The following is a 13249-nucleotide window of genomic DNA, read 5'->3' as shown; positions in this document are numbered from 1 at the left end:
ACGGCGTGCGCACCAGTTCCTCGCTGACCGGCGTCGATCTGCATCTGACCCTGGGCAACAACCAGGTGCTGCGCGGCGTCGACATTCACGTCGATGCCGGGCACACCACCACGGTCATCGGCCCGTCCGGTTCGGGAAAATCCACCCTGTTGCGGGTGCTGAACCGGCTGCACGAACCCGATTCCGGCGATGTGCTGATCGACGGGGTTTCGGTGCTGGGGGAAAATCCGGATCGGCTGCGCCAGCGCATCGGAATGGTCTTTCAGCATTTCAACCTGTTCCCGCACAAGACGGTGGCGGAGAACGTGGCCCTGGGACCGCGGAAATTGCGCGGCCTGAGCAAGGAAGCGGCGCGGGCGCTGGCCCTGGAGCAGCTCGAGGCGGTCGGATTGGCGGCGCGCGCCGATACCCGCCCGGCGAATCTGTCCGGTGGACAGCAACAGCGTGTCGCCATCGCTCGCGCACTGGCGATGAAGCCGGAATTGATGCTGTTCGACGAGGCGACCTCGGCCCTGGACCCGGAATTGGTCAAGGGTGTGCTCTCGTTGATGGCGGATCTGGCCGCCGGCGGTATGACGATGATCGTGGTGACCCACGAAATGGGTTTCGCCCGTTCGGTTTCCGACAGCGTGGTGTTCATGGACCAGGGCAAGGTGGTGGAGTCGGGGTCTCCGGACCGCCTCTTCGCCGATCCGGAAACCCCACGCCTGCAACAGTTTCTGTCCCAGATCCTCTAACTGCCCGAACTGCTGCCGCTGAACGGCATATTGGCGAACTGCGCGAAATTGCCCTGCGCTCCGCTGTAGACGTTGAGGTCGGTATTGCCCGCGATACCCGGCACACTGCCGGAATCGGTGGTCTGCCAGAAGGTCCACGCCGGCCAGCCGCCGGGCACCTCGGGCTGGGCGTTGCCGCGATAATCGGCGATCCACAGCGGGTACTGGTGGAACTGATCGGAATCGGCCATCGCCGTCTGCCAGAACCGCGGGTAGGTGTAGATGATCGGCACCCGGCCGGTCAATGCCTGCACCGTGGTCAGATAGCGATGGGTCCAATCGATCAGCTCCGCCGGGGGCAGCCCGCCGGAATTCTCCATATCGAGGACCGGCGGCAGATCCAGTGGACCGTTCTGGCCGAGGACGACCGCGGCGTAGAGGGCGGCCTGCGGTTCCGGCGGCAGATCCGGATGGGCGTAGTGATAGGTCCCGCGCGCCACCCCGGCCGCGCGCATCAGCAGGCTGTCGGGGACGAAATAGGGATTGACGTAGTTCAGCCCCTCGGTGGCCTTCACCATGGCGAAGTTGTGCCCGGAGGCCCGGACCGCGAACCAGTCGATCAGACGGCCGTCGATGTGCTGCCAGGACGACACGTCCGGCCCGGTGGGTCCAGCGGAGGCAATACCGGTTGCCGAGAATATGCCGGCAACGGCGAGCAGCGGCAGGGCTGCGGTGAAGCGACGGACTTTCGGACGAGCCACGGTGCGTCGATACATGGCTACGAGAGTAGGCAGCCGAGGCGCTTGTGACCAGTGTTTACGCGTGACTCATCCGAGCCAGTCGAGGACCGCGGCTGCCGTCCACGACTGCTGCATGCTCCCCAGCGGATCCCCGGTGAACGGGTCGTAGTACTCCGCGAAGCTGCCGTCGCCCGCCTGCCGCAAACCTTCCGCACGCAGCATGAAGGACCGTTCGGCCCAGCCGCGGCGGGCGAAGACCCAGGAGAACAGCCAGCTCATCACCGGCCACACCGGCCCGCGCCAATATTCGCGCGGGCGGAAATCCTTCGACACCGGCGAGGTCGAGGGCGGCAGCGCGTAGCGCAGATCGGGGTGGCCGCAGAAGCGTGGCCCCTCGAACAGACGCAGCAGACTGCGTTCGGTGGCGCGCGGCAGTCCGCCGCACAGCAGCGGCGCGAACATGGCCAGCGTTTCGGTGCCGATCCATTCGTCGGTGCGCAGGTCGAAGTCGCGCGCGGCGCCGGAGCGCGGTTCGGCGGTGGCGATCACGCCGGCGCGGAAATAGTCGGCCCACTCGTAGAGCTCGCGCACATCGGCGTGCGGCATGCGGTAGTCCTCCCCGATTCCGGCCAGCACCTCACACGCCAGCGCGAAGACGGCGGTGACGAAGACGTCCTCCACGGCGAAGCTCATCGTCGAGGCCAGCTGGAAATCGTCGTAGCCACACCGACGCATTTGCTCCACGAGCCACAGGTAGCGGTCGTATTCGCGATCGGTGGGACGCTGCGCCGGGTCGACCACGTCGATATCGGCGCGCCGATACGGCGGCAGGTCGCCGACCACCACATTGGCGTAGGCGCGATCCCACCGCGGCGAATTGTCCATCCCGGACTCCCAGCCGTGATACAGGGTGATCCGGCCGTGCTGTTTGGGGTCGCGGGCATGCGCCAGCCAGCGATGCCAGCGCATCAGATCGACCCAGCGCCGATCCAGGAATTCCGCGGCGACCGCCCGGGTGGTGCGGCCGTGGCGCCGGGAGTGGTCGAGAATCCGCTGGACCGCGATCGCGTGCACCGGTGGCTGGGTGATGCCCGACGTGTCGACACCGGCGGGGGCGTTCGCCGCCAGCCGACGGCATTCCCACCGGCTCGGTCCCGGGAAGTAGCCGTCCACGCCGTTGGCGAACACGATGTGCGGGATCATCCCGTTGCGCCATTGCGCGGAGAGCAGAGTGTCGAGTTCGACGACAGCGCGCTCCACACTCAGCGGGGCCAGGCCGACCGCGACGAAGGCGGCGTCCCAGCTCCACATATGGGGGTAGAGCTTGGGCGCCGCGCTGGTCATGGTCCCCAGATCGTTGCCGCGGAGCAGATAGGCGGCCCGGGCAGCCAGCTGGGTGGGGGTGAAGCCGGGACCGTTCATTTCCCTATTCTGCGACGTCACCTTCAGATATGCGCGGCGCCCGGGCGTCGCGTGCCGCACAGCGGCCGCCGCGGGGGCATGGTCCGGTCCGGTCACCTGTTCGGCAGTGTCCACCCTCATCGCCTCGTTCTGTGTCATGCGCGGTGTCCGTCCCCCGCCCGCCGCTGTGAACCGGTTGCTCGAGTCTGGATTACACCCATCGGCATCGGCTCGCCACCGATGGACGACAGATGTCCGGTCGCGGCGGTGCAATTGTCCGGACCCGCCCGTGCGATCGTCCGCCCCGCCCGGGTGCGTAGCGCTGCGGTGGGCGCGCGGGGTTTACGGTGAGCACATGGCCGCACCTTCGGAAAGCACTGCCGCGCAGGATCTACCGACCGCGCTGATCACCGGCGCCAGCCGGGGACTGGGAGCCGCGATCGCGCGGGAGCTCGCGGGGACGCATCGACTGCTGCTGGGCGCGCGTTCGGCGGAATCGCTGGCGAAGATCCGGACGGAACTTCCCGATGCCGAACCGTGGCCGGTTGATCTGACCGATTACGCCGCGCTGCCCGCGGCGACGGCGCCGATCGGCCGTCTGGATGTGCTGGTGCACAACGCGGGCGTCGCCGAACTGGGGTCGATCGCCGACTCGTCGGTCGAGCTGTGGCGAAATACGCTGGAAGCCAATCTGATTGCCGTCGCCGAGCTGACCCGGCTGCTGCTGCCCGCCCTGCGCGCCGCCGGCGGCCATGTGGTGCTGATCAATTCGGGTGCCGGGCTGCGCGCCAATCCGGACTGGGGTGTGTACGCCGCGAGCAAATTCGGTCTGCGCGCTTTCGGTGACGCGCTGCGGCTCGAGGAACCGCGCCTGCGTGTCACCTCCGTCCACCCGGGACGCATCGACACCGAGATGCAGCGCGCGATCGTCGCCTCCGAACAGCGGGATTACAACCCCGACGAGTTCTTGACCGCGGCGACGGTCGCCCGGGCCGTCCGCAACGCCGTCGAGACGCCACGCGACGCGCACCCGACCGAGATCGTGCTGCGCCCGATCGCCCGCTGAACCGGTGCTGTCGGCCGGGCCGAATCGGGCGCTGAATCGGTGCTACCGGCCGACGCGCCGGAACGACCGGTGCCCGGCCGGCGAGGGTGTCGAGGGTGCGGTAGCTTAGGGCAGAAATGACCTCCTACCAGGGGCGACACCGGCATGGGTGACGCGCGATCGAATCGGCGGCAGCTGCTCACGCTGCTCGCCGCGGGCACGGCGGTCGCCTTGACCGGCTGTACGACGGCCCACAGTGCGACCGGGGAAAGGGCGAAACCTGTAGCCGCGGCGGTCACCCCACCCCTGCCCCCGGCGCCTCCGTCCCCGCTGTTACCCCCGCCGCCAACCGGGCCGAAGACCGTGGCGCCCTCGGGCACGATGACCGCTCTGCCGGGCGCCGGCGCGAATCTCGCGCTCACGGTGGACGACGGCGCGAGCCCCGAGGTGGTCGGCGCGTATATCCGCTTCGCCCGCGATACCGGCGCCCGCTTCACGTTCTTCGTGACCGCCTCCTACGACTCGTGGACCGTGCACCGGGACGCGCTGCGCCCGCTGGTGGAGTCCGGGCAGATCCAGCTGGGCAACCACACCTGGGATCATCCCGCGCTCACCAAGATCTCCGCCGGCGCCGTCGCCGACCAGCTCCGTCGCACGAAAACGTTCCTGCACAACAACTTCGGCGTGGACGGAACGCCCTATTACCGACCGCCCTACGGGTACCACAACGCCGCGGTGGACCGGGTCGCCGCCGATCTCGGATATACGGTGCCGACGCTGTGGTTCGGTTCGCTGTCGGACTCCTCGATCGTCACCGAGGACTTTCTGATGCAGATGGCCGCGAAGTACTTCAACCCGCAGGCGATCGTCATCGGTCACGCCAACCATCCGGCCGTCACACACTGCTACGGCCGGTTGGTCGACATCATCCGCGAGCGCCACCTCTCGATGGTCACCCTCGACGACGTGCTGCTGCCGCCGCGCTGAATACCCAGCGCGGGAGAGACTTACGCGACGACGTTGACCAGCTTGCCGGGGACCACGATGACCTTGCGTGGGGTCTTGCCGGCCAGGAATTCCAGCAGCTTCTCGTCGGCGAGCGCCGCCGCCTCCACCGCCTTCGCATCGGCGTCCGCCGGTACGCTGACCCGGCTGCGGACCTTGCCGTTGACCTGGATCGGATATTCGACCGAATCCTCCACCAGCAGTGCGGGATCCGCGATCGGGAAGGGCCCGTGCGCCAGCGCCGTGGTGTGGCCCAGGCGTTCCCACAGTTCCTCGGCGATATGCGGGGCCATCGGTGCCAGCATCAGCACCAGCGGTTCCACCACCGTGCGCGGGGCGCCCTGCGGGTACTGCTTGGTCAGATGGTTGGTCAGCTCGATCAGCTTCGCGCCCGCGGTGTTGTCGCGCAGGGCGGCGTAGTCGGCGTCGACACCGTCGATCGTCTTGTGCAGCAGGCGAAGGGTGGCATCGGCCGGCTCGGCGTCGGTGACCCGCGCGGCCCCGGACTCCTCGTCGACCACCAAGCGCCACACCCGCTGCAGGAAGCGGTGCGCGCCGACGACATCCTTGGTCGCCCAGGGACGCGAGGTGTCCAGCGGGCCCATCGACATCTCGTACAGCCGGAAGGTGTCCGCGCCGTACAGATCGCACATCTCATCGGGGGAGATGGCGTTCTTCAGCGATTTGCCGATCTTGCCGTACTCCTGGAAGACCTCGATCTCCACGCCGGAGGTGTTCGTCCAGAAGAACTTGCCGTCGCGCTCGACCACCTCGGCGGCCGGGATGTAGGTGCCGCGCTCGTCGGTGTAGGCGAAGGCCTGGATGTAACCCTGGTTGAACAAGCGCCGGTACGGTTCCGGGCCCGACACCTCACCCAGATCGAACAGCACCTTCTGCCAGAACCGCGCGTACAGCAGATGTAGTACCGCGTGTTCCACGCCGCCGACGTACAGATCCACGCCGCCGGGGTCGTTCGCACCGTGTTCGGCCGGGCGCGGGCCCAGCCAGTAGCGCTCGTTCTCCGGCGCGCAGAACGCCTCCGTATTGGTCGGGTCGGTGTAGCGCAGCTGGTACCAGGAGCTACCGGCCCACTGCGGCATCACGTTGGTGTCGCGGCGATAGGTCTTCACCCCGTCGCCCAGATCCAGTTCGACGGTCACCCAGTCGGTGGCCTTGGCCAGCGGCGGCGACGGTTCGGAATCGGCGTCGTCCGGATCGAAGGTGACCGGCGCGAAGTCGCGCACCTCCGGAAGTTCCACCGGCAGCATGGATTCCGGCAGCGGATGCGCCGCGCCCTGCTCGTCGTAGACGATCGGGAACGGCTCGCCCCAGTAACGCTGGCGGGCGAACAGCCAGTCGCGCAGTTTGTACTGGATGGTGCCCTTGCCGTGGCCGTCGCGTTCCAGGCGCTCGACGACGGTGGCCTTGGCAGTCTCGACGTCCAGCCCGTTCAGGTAGTCGGAGTTCACCAGCAGGCCGTCGCCCGAATACGCGGACTCCGAGATGTCGCCTCCGGCAATGACTTCCACGATCGGCAGGCCGAACGCCCGCGCGAACTCCCAGTCGCGCTGGTCGTGGCCGGGTACCGCCATGATCGCGCCGGTGCCGTAGCCCGACAGCACATAGTCGGCGATGAAGATCGGCAGCTGCGACCCGTTGACCGGGTTGGTGGCGTAGGCGCCCAGGAAGACGCCGGTCTTCTCCTTGTTCTCCTGCCGCTCCAGATCGGACTTGGCGGCGATCGACTTGCGGTAGGCCGCAACGGCTTCGGCCGGCGAGGCGGCGTCGAAGGTCCACCGGGGGTCGACGTCGGCGGGCCACTGCGCGACGGCCAGCCGGTCCACCAGTTCGTGTTCCGGGGCCAGCACCACATAGCTCGCCCCGAACAGCGTGTCGGGCCGGGTGGTGAAGACCTCGATGTTCTCCCCGTTCGCTGTATCGACGGTGGCGCTCCCGGGGCGCTCCGTGGTTACGCCGGCTGCCTCCTCCGCGCCCGTCGCTCGCGCCACGGCGAAGGAGACCTCGGCACCACGCGAGCGCCCGATCCAGTTGCGCTGCATGGCCTTCACGTTGTCCGGCCAGTCCAGCAGGTCCAGATCGTCGACCAGGCGGTCGGAGTAGGCGGTGATGCGCATCATCCACTGCCGCAGGCGTTTCCGGAACACCGGGAAGTTGCCGCGCTCACTGCGGCCGTCGGCGGTGACCTCCTCGTTGGCCAGCACGGTGCCCAGTCCGGGGCACCAGTTGACCATCGAATCCGATTGATAGACCAGGCGATACGAGTCCAGCACCGCGCCCTGTTCGGCGGGCGACAAGTCGGCCCACGCGCGACCGTCCGGGGTGGGGCGCTCACCCGCGGCGAATTCGGCCACCAGATCCGCGATCGGGCGGGCCTTGTTCGCCGAGGTGTCGTACCAGGCGTTGTAGATGCGCAGGAAGATCCACTGCGTCCACTTGTAGAACTCGGGGTCGGTGGTCGCGAACGAGCGGCGCCGGTCGTGGCCCAGGCCCAGCCGGTCCAGCTGGCGCTGCATGGTCGCGATATTGGATTCCGTGGTCACCCGCGGATGCGCGCCGGTCTGTACCGCGTACTGCTCGGCGGGCAGGCCGAAGGCGTCGTAACCCAGCGCATGCAGCACGTTGCGGCCGTGCATGCGGTGGTAGCGCGCGAACACATCGGTGGCGATGTAGCCCAGCGGATGGCCGACGTGCAGACCCGCACCCGACGGATACGGGAACATGTCCTGGATGAACAGCTTGTCGGCCGGGGTCTCGCCGGCCAGCAGGCCGACCGGATTCGGCGCGTGGAAGGTGCCGCGCTCCGCCCACACCCGCTGCCATTTGCCCTCCAGGGCGCCGGCAAGTTCCGCGTTGTAGCGGTGCGCGGGCACATCGGTTCCGGGAAGCGTTGGCAGGCTGCTTTCGGGCCCGTCACCCCGGCCGGTCGATGCGCCGGCTGTATCGGTTGCACGAGTGTCCTGCACGGTCCTGCCTTCTTGTCGCCGAGTTCCCCTGGTGAACGTCTGTGGACAACGTCGTCACTCAGGGTAGAGCGTGCGCACGTCAGCACCCAAAAAGGGGTGAGCGGGTCGTTCGCGGCGGCGGCGAGCCCCGCGGGCGCCGGGTTTTGATACCGGAGTACCGTATTCCGGGTGTTCGTGGTCGCGCTCCTCCTGTTTCTGCCGGCGGCCGTGGCCGTTGTCACGGGTGTGCTCGGGCTGACCGGCACCCTGCCACCCAATCGGTTCTTCGGTGTGCATACCGAAGAAGCCCTCCGCACCGAAGAGGCGTATCGCGTCGCCAACCGCGTCGCCGGGCCCACCTCGGTCGGTGCGGGTCTGCTGCTGGCCGCCGCCGGTGCGATCGCGCTGGTCGCGACGGTATGGGTGGGCTTGGCTGCCGCCGCGGTGGCACTGGTCGTGGCCCTGTTCACGCTGGGCGCCGGGGTCAACGCGGCCAACGACGCGATCGCGGGGCTCGCGCCCGCCGAGGTCGGCGGCTGTGGCAACTCCTGCGGCGCGTGCTCACTGCGCGACGCCTGCCAGCCCGCCAATTGATCCATCCGGCGTCCGGCCGTCCGGTATGACAGGCCCGCTCACGGTCGGCTTCGACCTCGACATGACCTTGATCGACTCGCGTCCCGGCATCCGCGCCTGCTATCGCGAGCTGTCGAGACGCACCGGCACCCCCATCGACAGCGATCTGGTCGTCACCCGCCTCGGGCCGCCGCTGGAGCACGAGCTGGCCAACTGGTTCTCCGCCGACCGCGTCCCGGCGGTGGCCGATATCTATCGGGCCATGTATCCGGATTTCGCGATCACCGGCACGGTGGAACTGCCCGGCGCCCGCGCGGCGACAGCGGCGGTCCGGGCGCTGGGCGGCCGCGTGATCGTGGTCACCGGCAAATACGAACCCAACGCCAAATTGCACCTCACCCACCTCGACATTCCGGCCGACGCCGTGATCGGCGACCTGTGGGCCGAACAGAAGGCCCAGGCCCTGCGCGACCACGAGGCGAGCGTGTACGTCGGTGACCACATCGGCGATATGCGCGGCGCCCGCGCGGCGTCGGCGTATGCGGTCGGGGTGACCAGCGGTCCGTGTGACGCGGCGCAGCTGCGGGCCGCCGGCGCCGATGTCGTCTTGCGTGATCTCACCGAATTCCCCGGTTTGCTGCGCGAGCTCGCGAGCTGATACCAGGCAGGTGCACGTCCTATCGCCGGTCCGGGTCGCACTCCGGTGCGGGGATCGAGCGGGAGAGTGGACTACCGGCCGGGAGCACGTAGAACACCGTGAGCCGCAAGGGTTTTCGCGTGCGGTTGCGGGCGGTGTGGGCGTGGGCGGCGCCGGCGGGCTCGCGAAATATCCGCCCCGGGCGATAGGCGACCGGGACGCCGTCGGTGCCGGGATGGTCGAGAGTGCTGCCGGTGACCAGGACGAACAGCGTGCCGTCGTGATAGTGCCAACCACTGTCACCGCCCGGTTCGACGATCGTCTGCCGGAGCAGGAACTGCCACCGCGCCACCCGCAGCCGCATCAGCACCCGGCTGCGAGTACCGACGGCCGGCTGCGGATTGGGCCGAAACGTTCCGAGGACGGGCATGGCACCGATGATGCCGGATACCGGTCGGCCGCGTACCGGGTCAGCCGCGCGGCGCGTACATGATCACGGCGACGCCCACCAGGCAGGTCGCCGCGCCCGCCACATCCCAGCGGTCCGGCCGGAAGCCGTCGAACGCGATGGCCCACAGCAGCGACCCCGCGACGAACACACCGCCGTAGGCGGCCAGGATCCGGCCGAAATGAGCATCCGGCTGGAGCGTCGCGACGAATCCGTACAGCCCCAGCGCGATCACCCCGGCCCCCGCCCAGGCGAACCCGCGATGCTCACGCACCCCTTGCCACACCAGCCACGCCCCGCCGATCTCGGCGAGCGCGGCCAGGACGAACAGCAGGATCGAGCGCACCACGGTCACGAACGGCGAGCCTACGAGTTTCGGTGCCGGTGGATCCGGACGGGACGGCCGGCGCGTTGCCGGCCGCGGCGTCTAGACGATCCCCAGTGCCAGCATCGCGTCGGCGACCTGGGTGAAACCGGCGACATTCGCACCGGCGACGTAATCGCCCGGGGTCCCGTACTCTTCGGCGGTCTCGAGGCAGCGGTCGTGGATGCCACGCATGATCGCCTCGAGGCGCTGTTCGGTGTGTTCGAAGCTCCACGAATCGCGGGAAGCGTTCTGCTGCATCTCGAGTGCGCTGGTGGCCACCCCGCCCGCATTGGCGGCCTTGCCCGGTGCGAAGGTCACGCCCGCGTCGACCAGCAACCGGGATGCCTCGGGGGTGCAGGGCATATTGGCGCCTTCGGCCACGATGGCGCAACCGTTCTCGATCAACCGGCGGGCATCGCTGCCGTTGAGTTCGTTCTGCGTCGCACACGGCAGCGCGATATCGCAGGGCACCGCCCAGATCGAGCCGGAATCCACGAAATACGCCGAGCCACGGGCGATGTCGGGATATTCGTGGATGCGCCCGCGCCGGTCGTGCTTGATCTCCTTGAGCAGTTCGAGATCGATACCCTTGTCGTCGACGATGTAGCCCGAGGAGTCCGAACAGGCGACGACGGTGCCGCCCAGTTGGTGCACCTTCTCCACGGCGTAGATGGCGACATTGCCCGAGCCGGAGATCACCACGCGTTTGCCCTCGAAGCTGTCGGCGCGCCGGTCGAGGATCTGCTCGGTGAAGAAGACGGTGCCGTATCCGGTCGCCTCGGGGCGAACCTGCGAGCCACCCCAGCTCAGCCCCTTGCCCGTGAGCACGCCGGATTCGTAGCGGTTGGTGATGCGTTTGTACTGGCCGAACAGATAGCCGATCTCGCGACCGCCCACGCCGATATCACCGGCCGGAACGTCGGTGTGCTCGCCGATATGCCGGTAGAGCTCGGTCATGAAGGACTGGCAGAAGCGCATCACCTCCGAGTCCGACCGCCCCTTCGGGTCGAAATCCGAACCACCCTTACCGCCGCCGATCGGCATTCCGGTGAGCGCGTTCTTGAAGATCTGCTCGAATCCCAGGAATTTGACGATGCCCAGATAGACCGACGGATGGAACCGCAGACCGCCTTTGTAGGGGCCGAGCGCGGAGTTGAACTCGACCCGGAAACCGCGGTTGATCTGCACCGTGCCGCTGTCGTCGACCCACGGCACGCGGAAGATTATCTGCCGCTCGGGCTCGCACAATCGCCGGATCACCGCCGCGTCGACGTACTGGGGATGTTTGGCGACGACCGGTCCGAGGCTGTCGAGCACCTCGCGCACGGCCTGGTGGAATTCCGATTCACCGGGGTTGCGCTGCAGTACCTCGGCATAGATGTCCTGCAGCTTCTCGTCCAGGGCGGCCATGGACGCACTCCTTCCGGTCGTCGACGGCGCCGACGACCCGGGCCGGATGGCACCGGCCCGGGCCCGTTCGGCCTCGTTCCTACGTTCTCACGCGAGGACGACGGGGTTTCGACCGGTATGTCCGTTAATCACTGGTTAGTAGCTCAGTTGGTCTTGCGGCGGAACAGCGAGCGCGACCAGAGATAGCCGACCACCGCGAAGCCGACGCACCAGACCACCGCCGCGATGCCGTTGCCTCCGATGGCCGTGCCCATGAGCAGTCCGCGCAGCGTTTCGGTCAGGGGCGTGAAGGGCTGGTACTCGGCGAATTGCCGGACACCGGCGGGCATGGTGTCGGTGGGAGCCAGGCCGCTGCCGAGAAAGGGGAGGAAGATCAGCGGAGTCGGGGTATTGCTCGCGCTCTCCGGTGTTTTGGCGGCCAATCCGAAACCCACTCCGAGCCATGCCAATCCGAAGATCACCAGGGCGATGAGGCCGAAGGCGGCGAGCCATTCCACGACGGTGGCATCGGGACGGAAGCCGATCAGCGCCGCGACTGCGACCATCAGGCCGACACCCAGCACGCCTTGGATCACGGTCCCGGCGACCTGGCCGGTGAGGATCGAGGAATGTGCCATGGGCATGGTCCGGAACCGGTTCACGATGCCCTTGGTCATATCCGAGGCGATGGCCACCGCGACCCCGACCACCAGATAGGCCGGAATGATCAGCATCATGCCGGGGACCAGGTAGTCGATGTAACTGCCGCCGGTGGCTTTCTCCAGTGCGCCACCGAAGATGTAATTGAACATCAGCAACATCACCAGCGGCATGATGAACATGCTGATCGTCATGCCGGGATAACGCTTGGCGTGCACCAGGTTCCGGCGCAGCATCGTGCGGGAGTCGGCGAGGGTGTGCGTGGTCATCGTGCGGATTCCTTCTCGGGTGCGGTGCGGCCGGTGAGGGTGAGGAAGACGTCGTCGAGATCGGGGGTGTGCACCGACAGGCTTTCGGGCTCGATGCGGGCGCGGCCGAGCCGGTCCAGAACATCGCGCAGCGAGGCGACGCCGCCGTCGCTGGGCACCGCCAGGGTCGAGTCCGTGGTCGTTCCGCCGAGTAGTTCGGCGGCGCTGCGCAACTGTTCCTCGTCGCCGAAGGTCAGGCGGATATGTCCGCCCGGCACAAGGCGTTTCAGCTGTTCGGGCGTGCCTTCGGCGACGATGTGGCCGTGGTCGAGCACCGCGATCCGATGCGCGAGCTGGTCGGCCTCCTCCAGATACTGGGTGGTGAGGAAGATGGTGACGCCGTCGGCGACCAGTTCGCGGATGATGTCCCACATCCCGCGCCGGCTGCGTGGATCGAGGCCGACCGTGGGTTCGTCGAGGAAGATGATGCGCGGCTCGCCGACCAGGGTCATCGCCAGGTCGAGCCGGCGCGTCATACCGCCGGAGTAGCTCCCGGCCACCTTGTCGGCGGCGTCCAGCAGGTCGAAGCGGGTCAGCAGGTCGTCGGCGATGCGCCGGCCCTCGCCACGGGGCAGATGGTGCAGATCCGCCATCAGCAGCAGGTTCTCGCGACCGGTGAGCAGTTCGTCGACCGCCGAGAACTGCCCGGTCACGCCGATGGCGGTGCGGACGGCGTCGGGTTCGATGACCGGGTCGTGGCCCCCGACGCGCAGGTTGCCGTCGTCGGGCCGGGTCAGGGTGGCGAGGATGTGGACGGTGGTGGTCTTGCCGGCGCCGTTGGGGCCGAGCAGCGCGAAGATCCTGCCCTCCGGGACAGTGAGGTCGATACCGTCCAGCACCACGTGGTCGGCGAACGATTTCCGCAGACCGGTGACCGATATGGCCGGTGAACTCATGGTCGTCCTTTCATAATAAGATTGCGATGAATGCATGCGTCGACCGAGCCGTGTCCGCGGGATTTCGGCGGACAAGGAGGGTCGAATATCGAGTTGTCGTG

At 67.9% G+C, this 13249-nt stretch carries 13 protein-coding genes; 5 read left to right on the top strand and 8 right to left on the bottom strand.

The genetic code is table 11. The features are described 5' to 3' along the window. Positions 1-5 precede the first annotated feature (5 nt). Positions 6-737, top strand: a complete 732-nt coding sequence (locus ACPCUW_RS07800) for an amino acid ABC transporter ATP-binding protein (RefSeq protein ID WP_156511246.1) — start codon at positions 6-8, stop codon at positions 735-737. Here ACPCUW_RS07800 and ACPCUW_RS07795 read toward each other — a convergent pair. Next, on the bottom strand, positions 734-1492 hold the full coding sequence (locus tag ACPCUW_RS07795; protein ID WP_030514185.1) for a glycoside hydrolase family 25 protein: 759 nt from the start codon (positions 1490-1492) through the stop codon (positions 734-736). The two genes, ACPCUW_RS07800 and ACPCUW_RS07795, sit on opposite strands and share 4 nt — an antisense overlap. Before the next feature lie 51 nt (positions 1493-1543). Continuing rightward, the gene (gene ggh / locus ACPCUW_RS07790; protein WP_423424257.1) at positions 1544-2878 is read right to left on the bottom strand and encodes a glucosylglycerate hydrolase; all 1335 of its coding nucleotides are present in this window, start codon (positions 2876-2878) and stop codon (positions 1544-1546) included. Between the two features lie 334 nt (positions 2879-3212). On the opposite strand from ggh, the gene ACPCUW_RS07785 reads away from it, so the two are divergent. Continuing rightward, positions 3213-3923 (top strand): SDR family oxidoreductase, encoded by a 711-nt coding sequence (locus tag ACPCUW_RS07785; protein WP_104392012.1) that lies wholly within the window; start codon positions 3213-3215, stop codon positions 3921-3923. A gap of 144 nt (positions 3924-4067) precedes the next feature. After that, a complete protein-coding gene (locus ACPCUW_RS07780; RefSeq protein ID WP_423424131.1) occupies positions 4068-4889 on the top strand; it encodes a polysaccharide deacetylase family protein in 822 nt (273 codons plus the stop codon). Between the two features lie 20 nt (positions 4890-4909). Here ACPCUW_RS07780 and leuS read toward each other — a convergent pair whose 3' ends face one another. Further along, positions 4910-7822, bottom strand: coding sequence for a leucine--tRNA ligase (gene leuS / locus ACPCUW_RS07775; RefSeq protein WP_423424256.1), 2913 nt, complete (start codon positions 7820-7822; stop codon positions 4910-4912). Positions 7823-8065: 243 nt separating this feature from the next. On the opposite strand from leuS, the gene ACPCUW_RS07770 reads away from it, so the two are divergent. Both ACPCUW_RS07770 and ACPCUW_RS07765 read left to right on the top strand, forming a co-directional pair. Beyond that, positions 8066-8464 (top strand): SdpI family protein, encoded by a 399-nt coding sequence (locus ACPCUW_RS07770; protein WP_231509088.1) that lies wholly within the window; start codon positions 8066-8068, stop codon positions 8462-8464. A 25-nt stretch (positions 8465-8489) separates the two neighbouring features. After that, a complete protein-coding gene (locus ACPCUW_RS07765; protein ID WP_423424130.1) occupies positions 8490-9101 on the top strand; it encodes an HAD family hydrolase in 612 nt (203 codons plus the stop codon). Between the two features lie 19 nt (positions 9102-9120). Here ACPCUW_RS07765 and ACPCUW_RS07760 read toward each other — a convergent pair whose 3' ends face one another. The 5 genes from ACPCUW_RS07760 to ACPCUW_RS07740 form a co-directional block, all read right to left on the bottom strand. Continuing rightward, positions 9121-9510: a cupin domain-containing protein gene (locus tag ACPCUW_RS07760; RefSeq protein ID WP_423424129.1), complete on the bottom strand. Its 390-nt coding sequence runs from the start codon at positions 9508-9510 to the stop codon at positions 9121-9123. A gap of 40 nt (positions 9511-9550) precedes the next feature. Next, a complete protein-coding gene (locus tag ACPCUW_RS07755) occupies positions 9551-9883 on the bottom strand; it encodes a YnfA family protein (protein WP_063011517.1) in 333 nt (110 codons plus the stop codon). 72 nt (positions 9884-9955) lie between these two features. After that, on the bottom strand, positions 9956-11305 hold the full coding sequence (gene gdhA / locus ACPCUW_RS07750; RefSeq protein ID WP_423424128.1) for an NADP-specific glutamate dehydrogenase: 1350 nt from the start codon (positions 11303-11305) through the stop codon (positions 9956-9958). Between the two features lie 143 nt (positions 11306-11448). After that, positions 11449-12213: an ABC transporter permease gene (locus ACPCUW_RS07745; RefSeq protein WP_064906557.1), complete on the bottom strand. Its 765-nt coding sequence runs from the start codon at positions 12211-12213 to the stop codon at positions 11449-11451. After that, positions 12210-13148 (bottom strand): ATP-binding cassette domain-containing protein, encoded by a 939-nt coding sequence (locus ACPCUW_RS07740; protein ID WP_064906555.1) that lies wholly within the window; start codon positions 13146-13148, stop codon positions 12210-12212. Before ACPCUW_RS07740 ends, ACPCUW_RS07745 begins: the two co-directional genes overlap by 4 nt. Between the last annotated feature and the right edge of the window lie 101 nt (positions 13149-13249).

The sequence above is a fragment of the Nocardia sp. AB354 genome (genome assembly GCF_049538315.1).
GTDB lineage: Bacteria > Actinomycetota > Actinomycetes > Mycobacteriales > Mycobacteriaceae > Nocardia > Nocardia nova.
The sequence above is the reverse complement of the archived record's forward strand: the minus strand, read 5'-3'. Positions and strand labels throughout refer to the sequence as shown.

Coding starts and splice junctions, on each gene's coding strand:
- ACPCUW_RS07795 (WP_030514185.1), bottom strand. CDS start 1,492: ATGTATCGACGCACCGTGGCTCGTCCGAAAGTCCGTCGCTTCACCGCA.
- ggh (WP_423424257.1), bottom strand. CDS start 2,878: ATGAACGGTCCCGGCTTCACCCCCACCCAGCTGGCTGCCCGGGCCGCC.
- ACPCUW_RS07785 (WP_104392012.1), top strand. CDS start 3,213: ATGGCCGCACCTTCGGAAAGCACTGCCGCGCAGGATCTACCGACCGCG.
- ACPCUW_RS07780 (WP_423424131.1), top strand. CDS start 4,068: ATGGGTGACGCGCGATCGAATCGGCGGCAGCTGCTCACGCTGCTCGCC.
- ACPCUW_RS07765 (WP_423424130.1), top strand. CDS start 8,490: ATGACAGGCCCGCTCACGGTCGGCTTCGACCTCGACATGACCTTGATC.
- ACPCUW_RS07760 (WP_423424129.1), bottom strand. CDS start 9,510: ATGCCCGTCCTCGGAACGTTTCGGCCCAATCCGCAGCCGGCCGTCGGT.
- gdhA (WP_423424128.1), bottom strand. CDS start 11,305: ATGGCCGCCCTGGACGAGAAGCTGCAGGACATCTATGCCGAGGTACTG.
- ACPCUW_RS07745 (WP_064906557.1), bottom strand. CDS start 12,213: ATGACCACGCACACCCTCGCCGACTCCCGCACGATGCTGCGCCGGAAC.
- ACPCUW_RS07740 (WP_064906555.1), bottom strand. CDS start 13,148: ATGAGTTCACCGGCCATATCGGTCACCGGTCTGCGGAAATCGTTCGCC.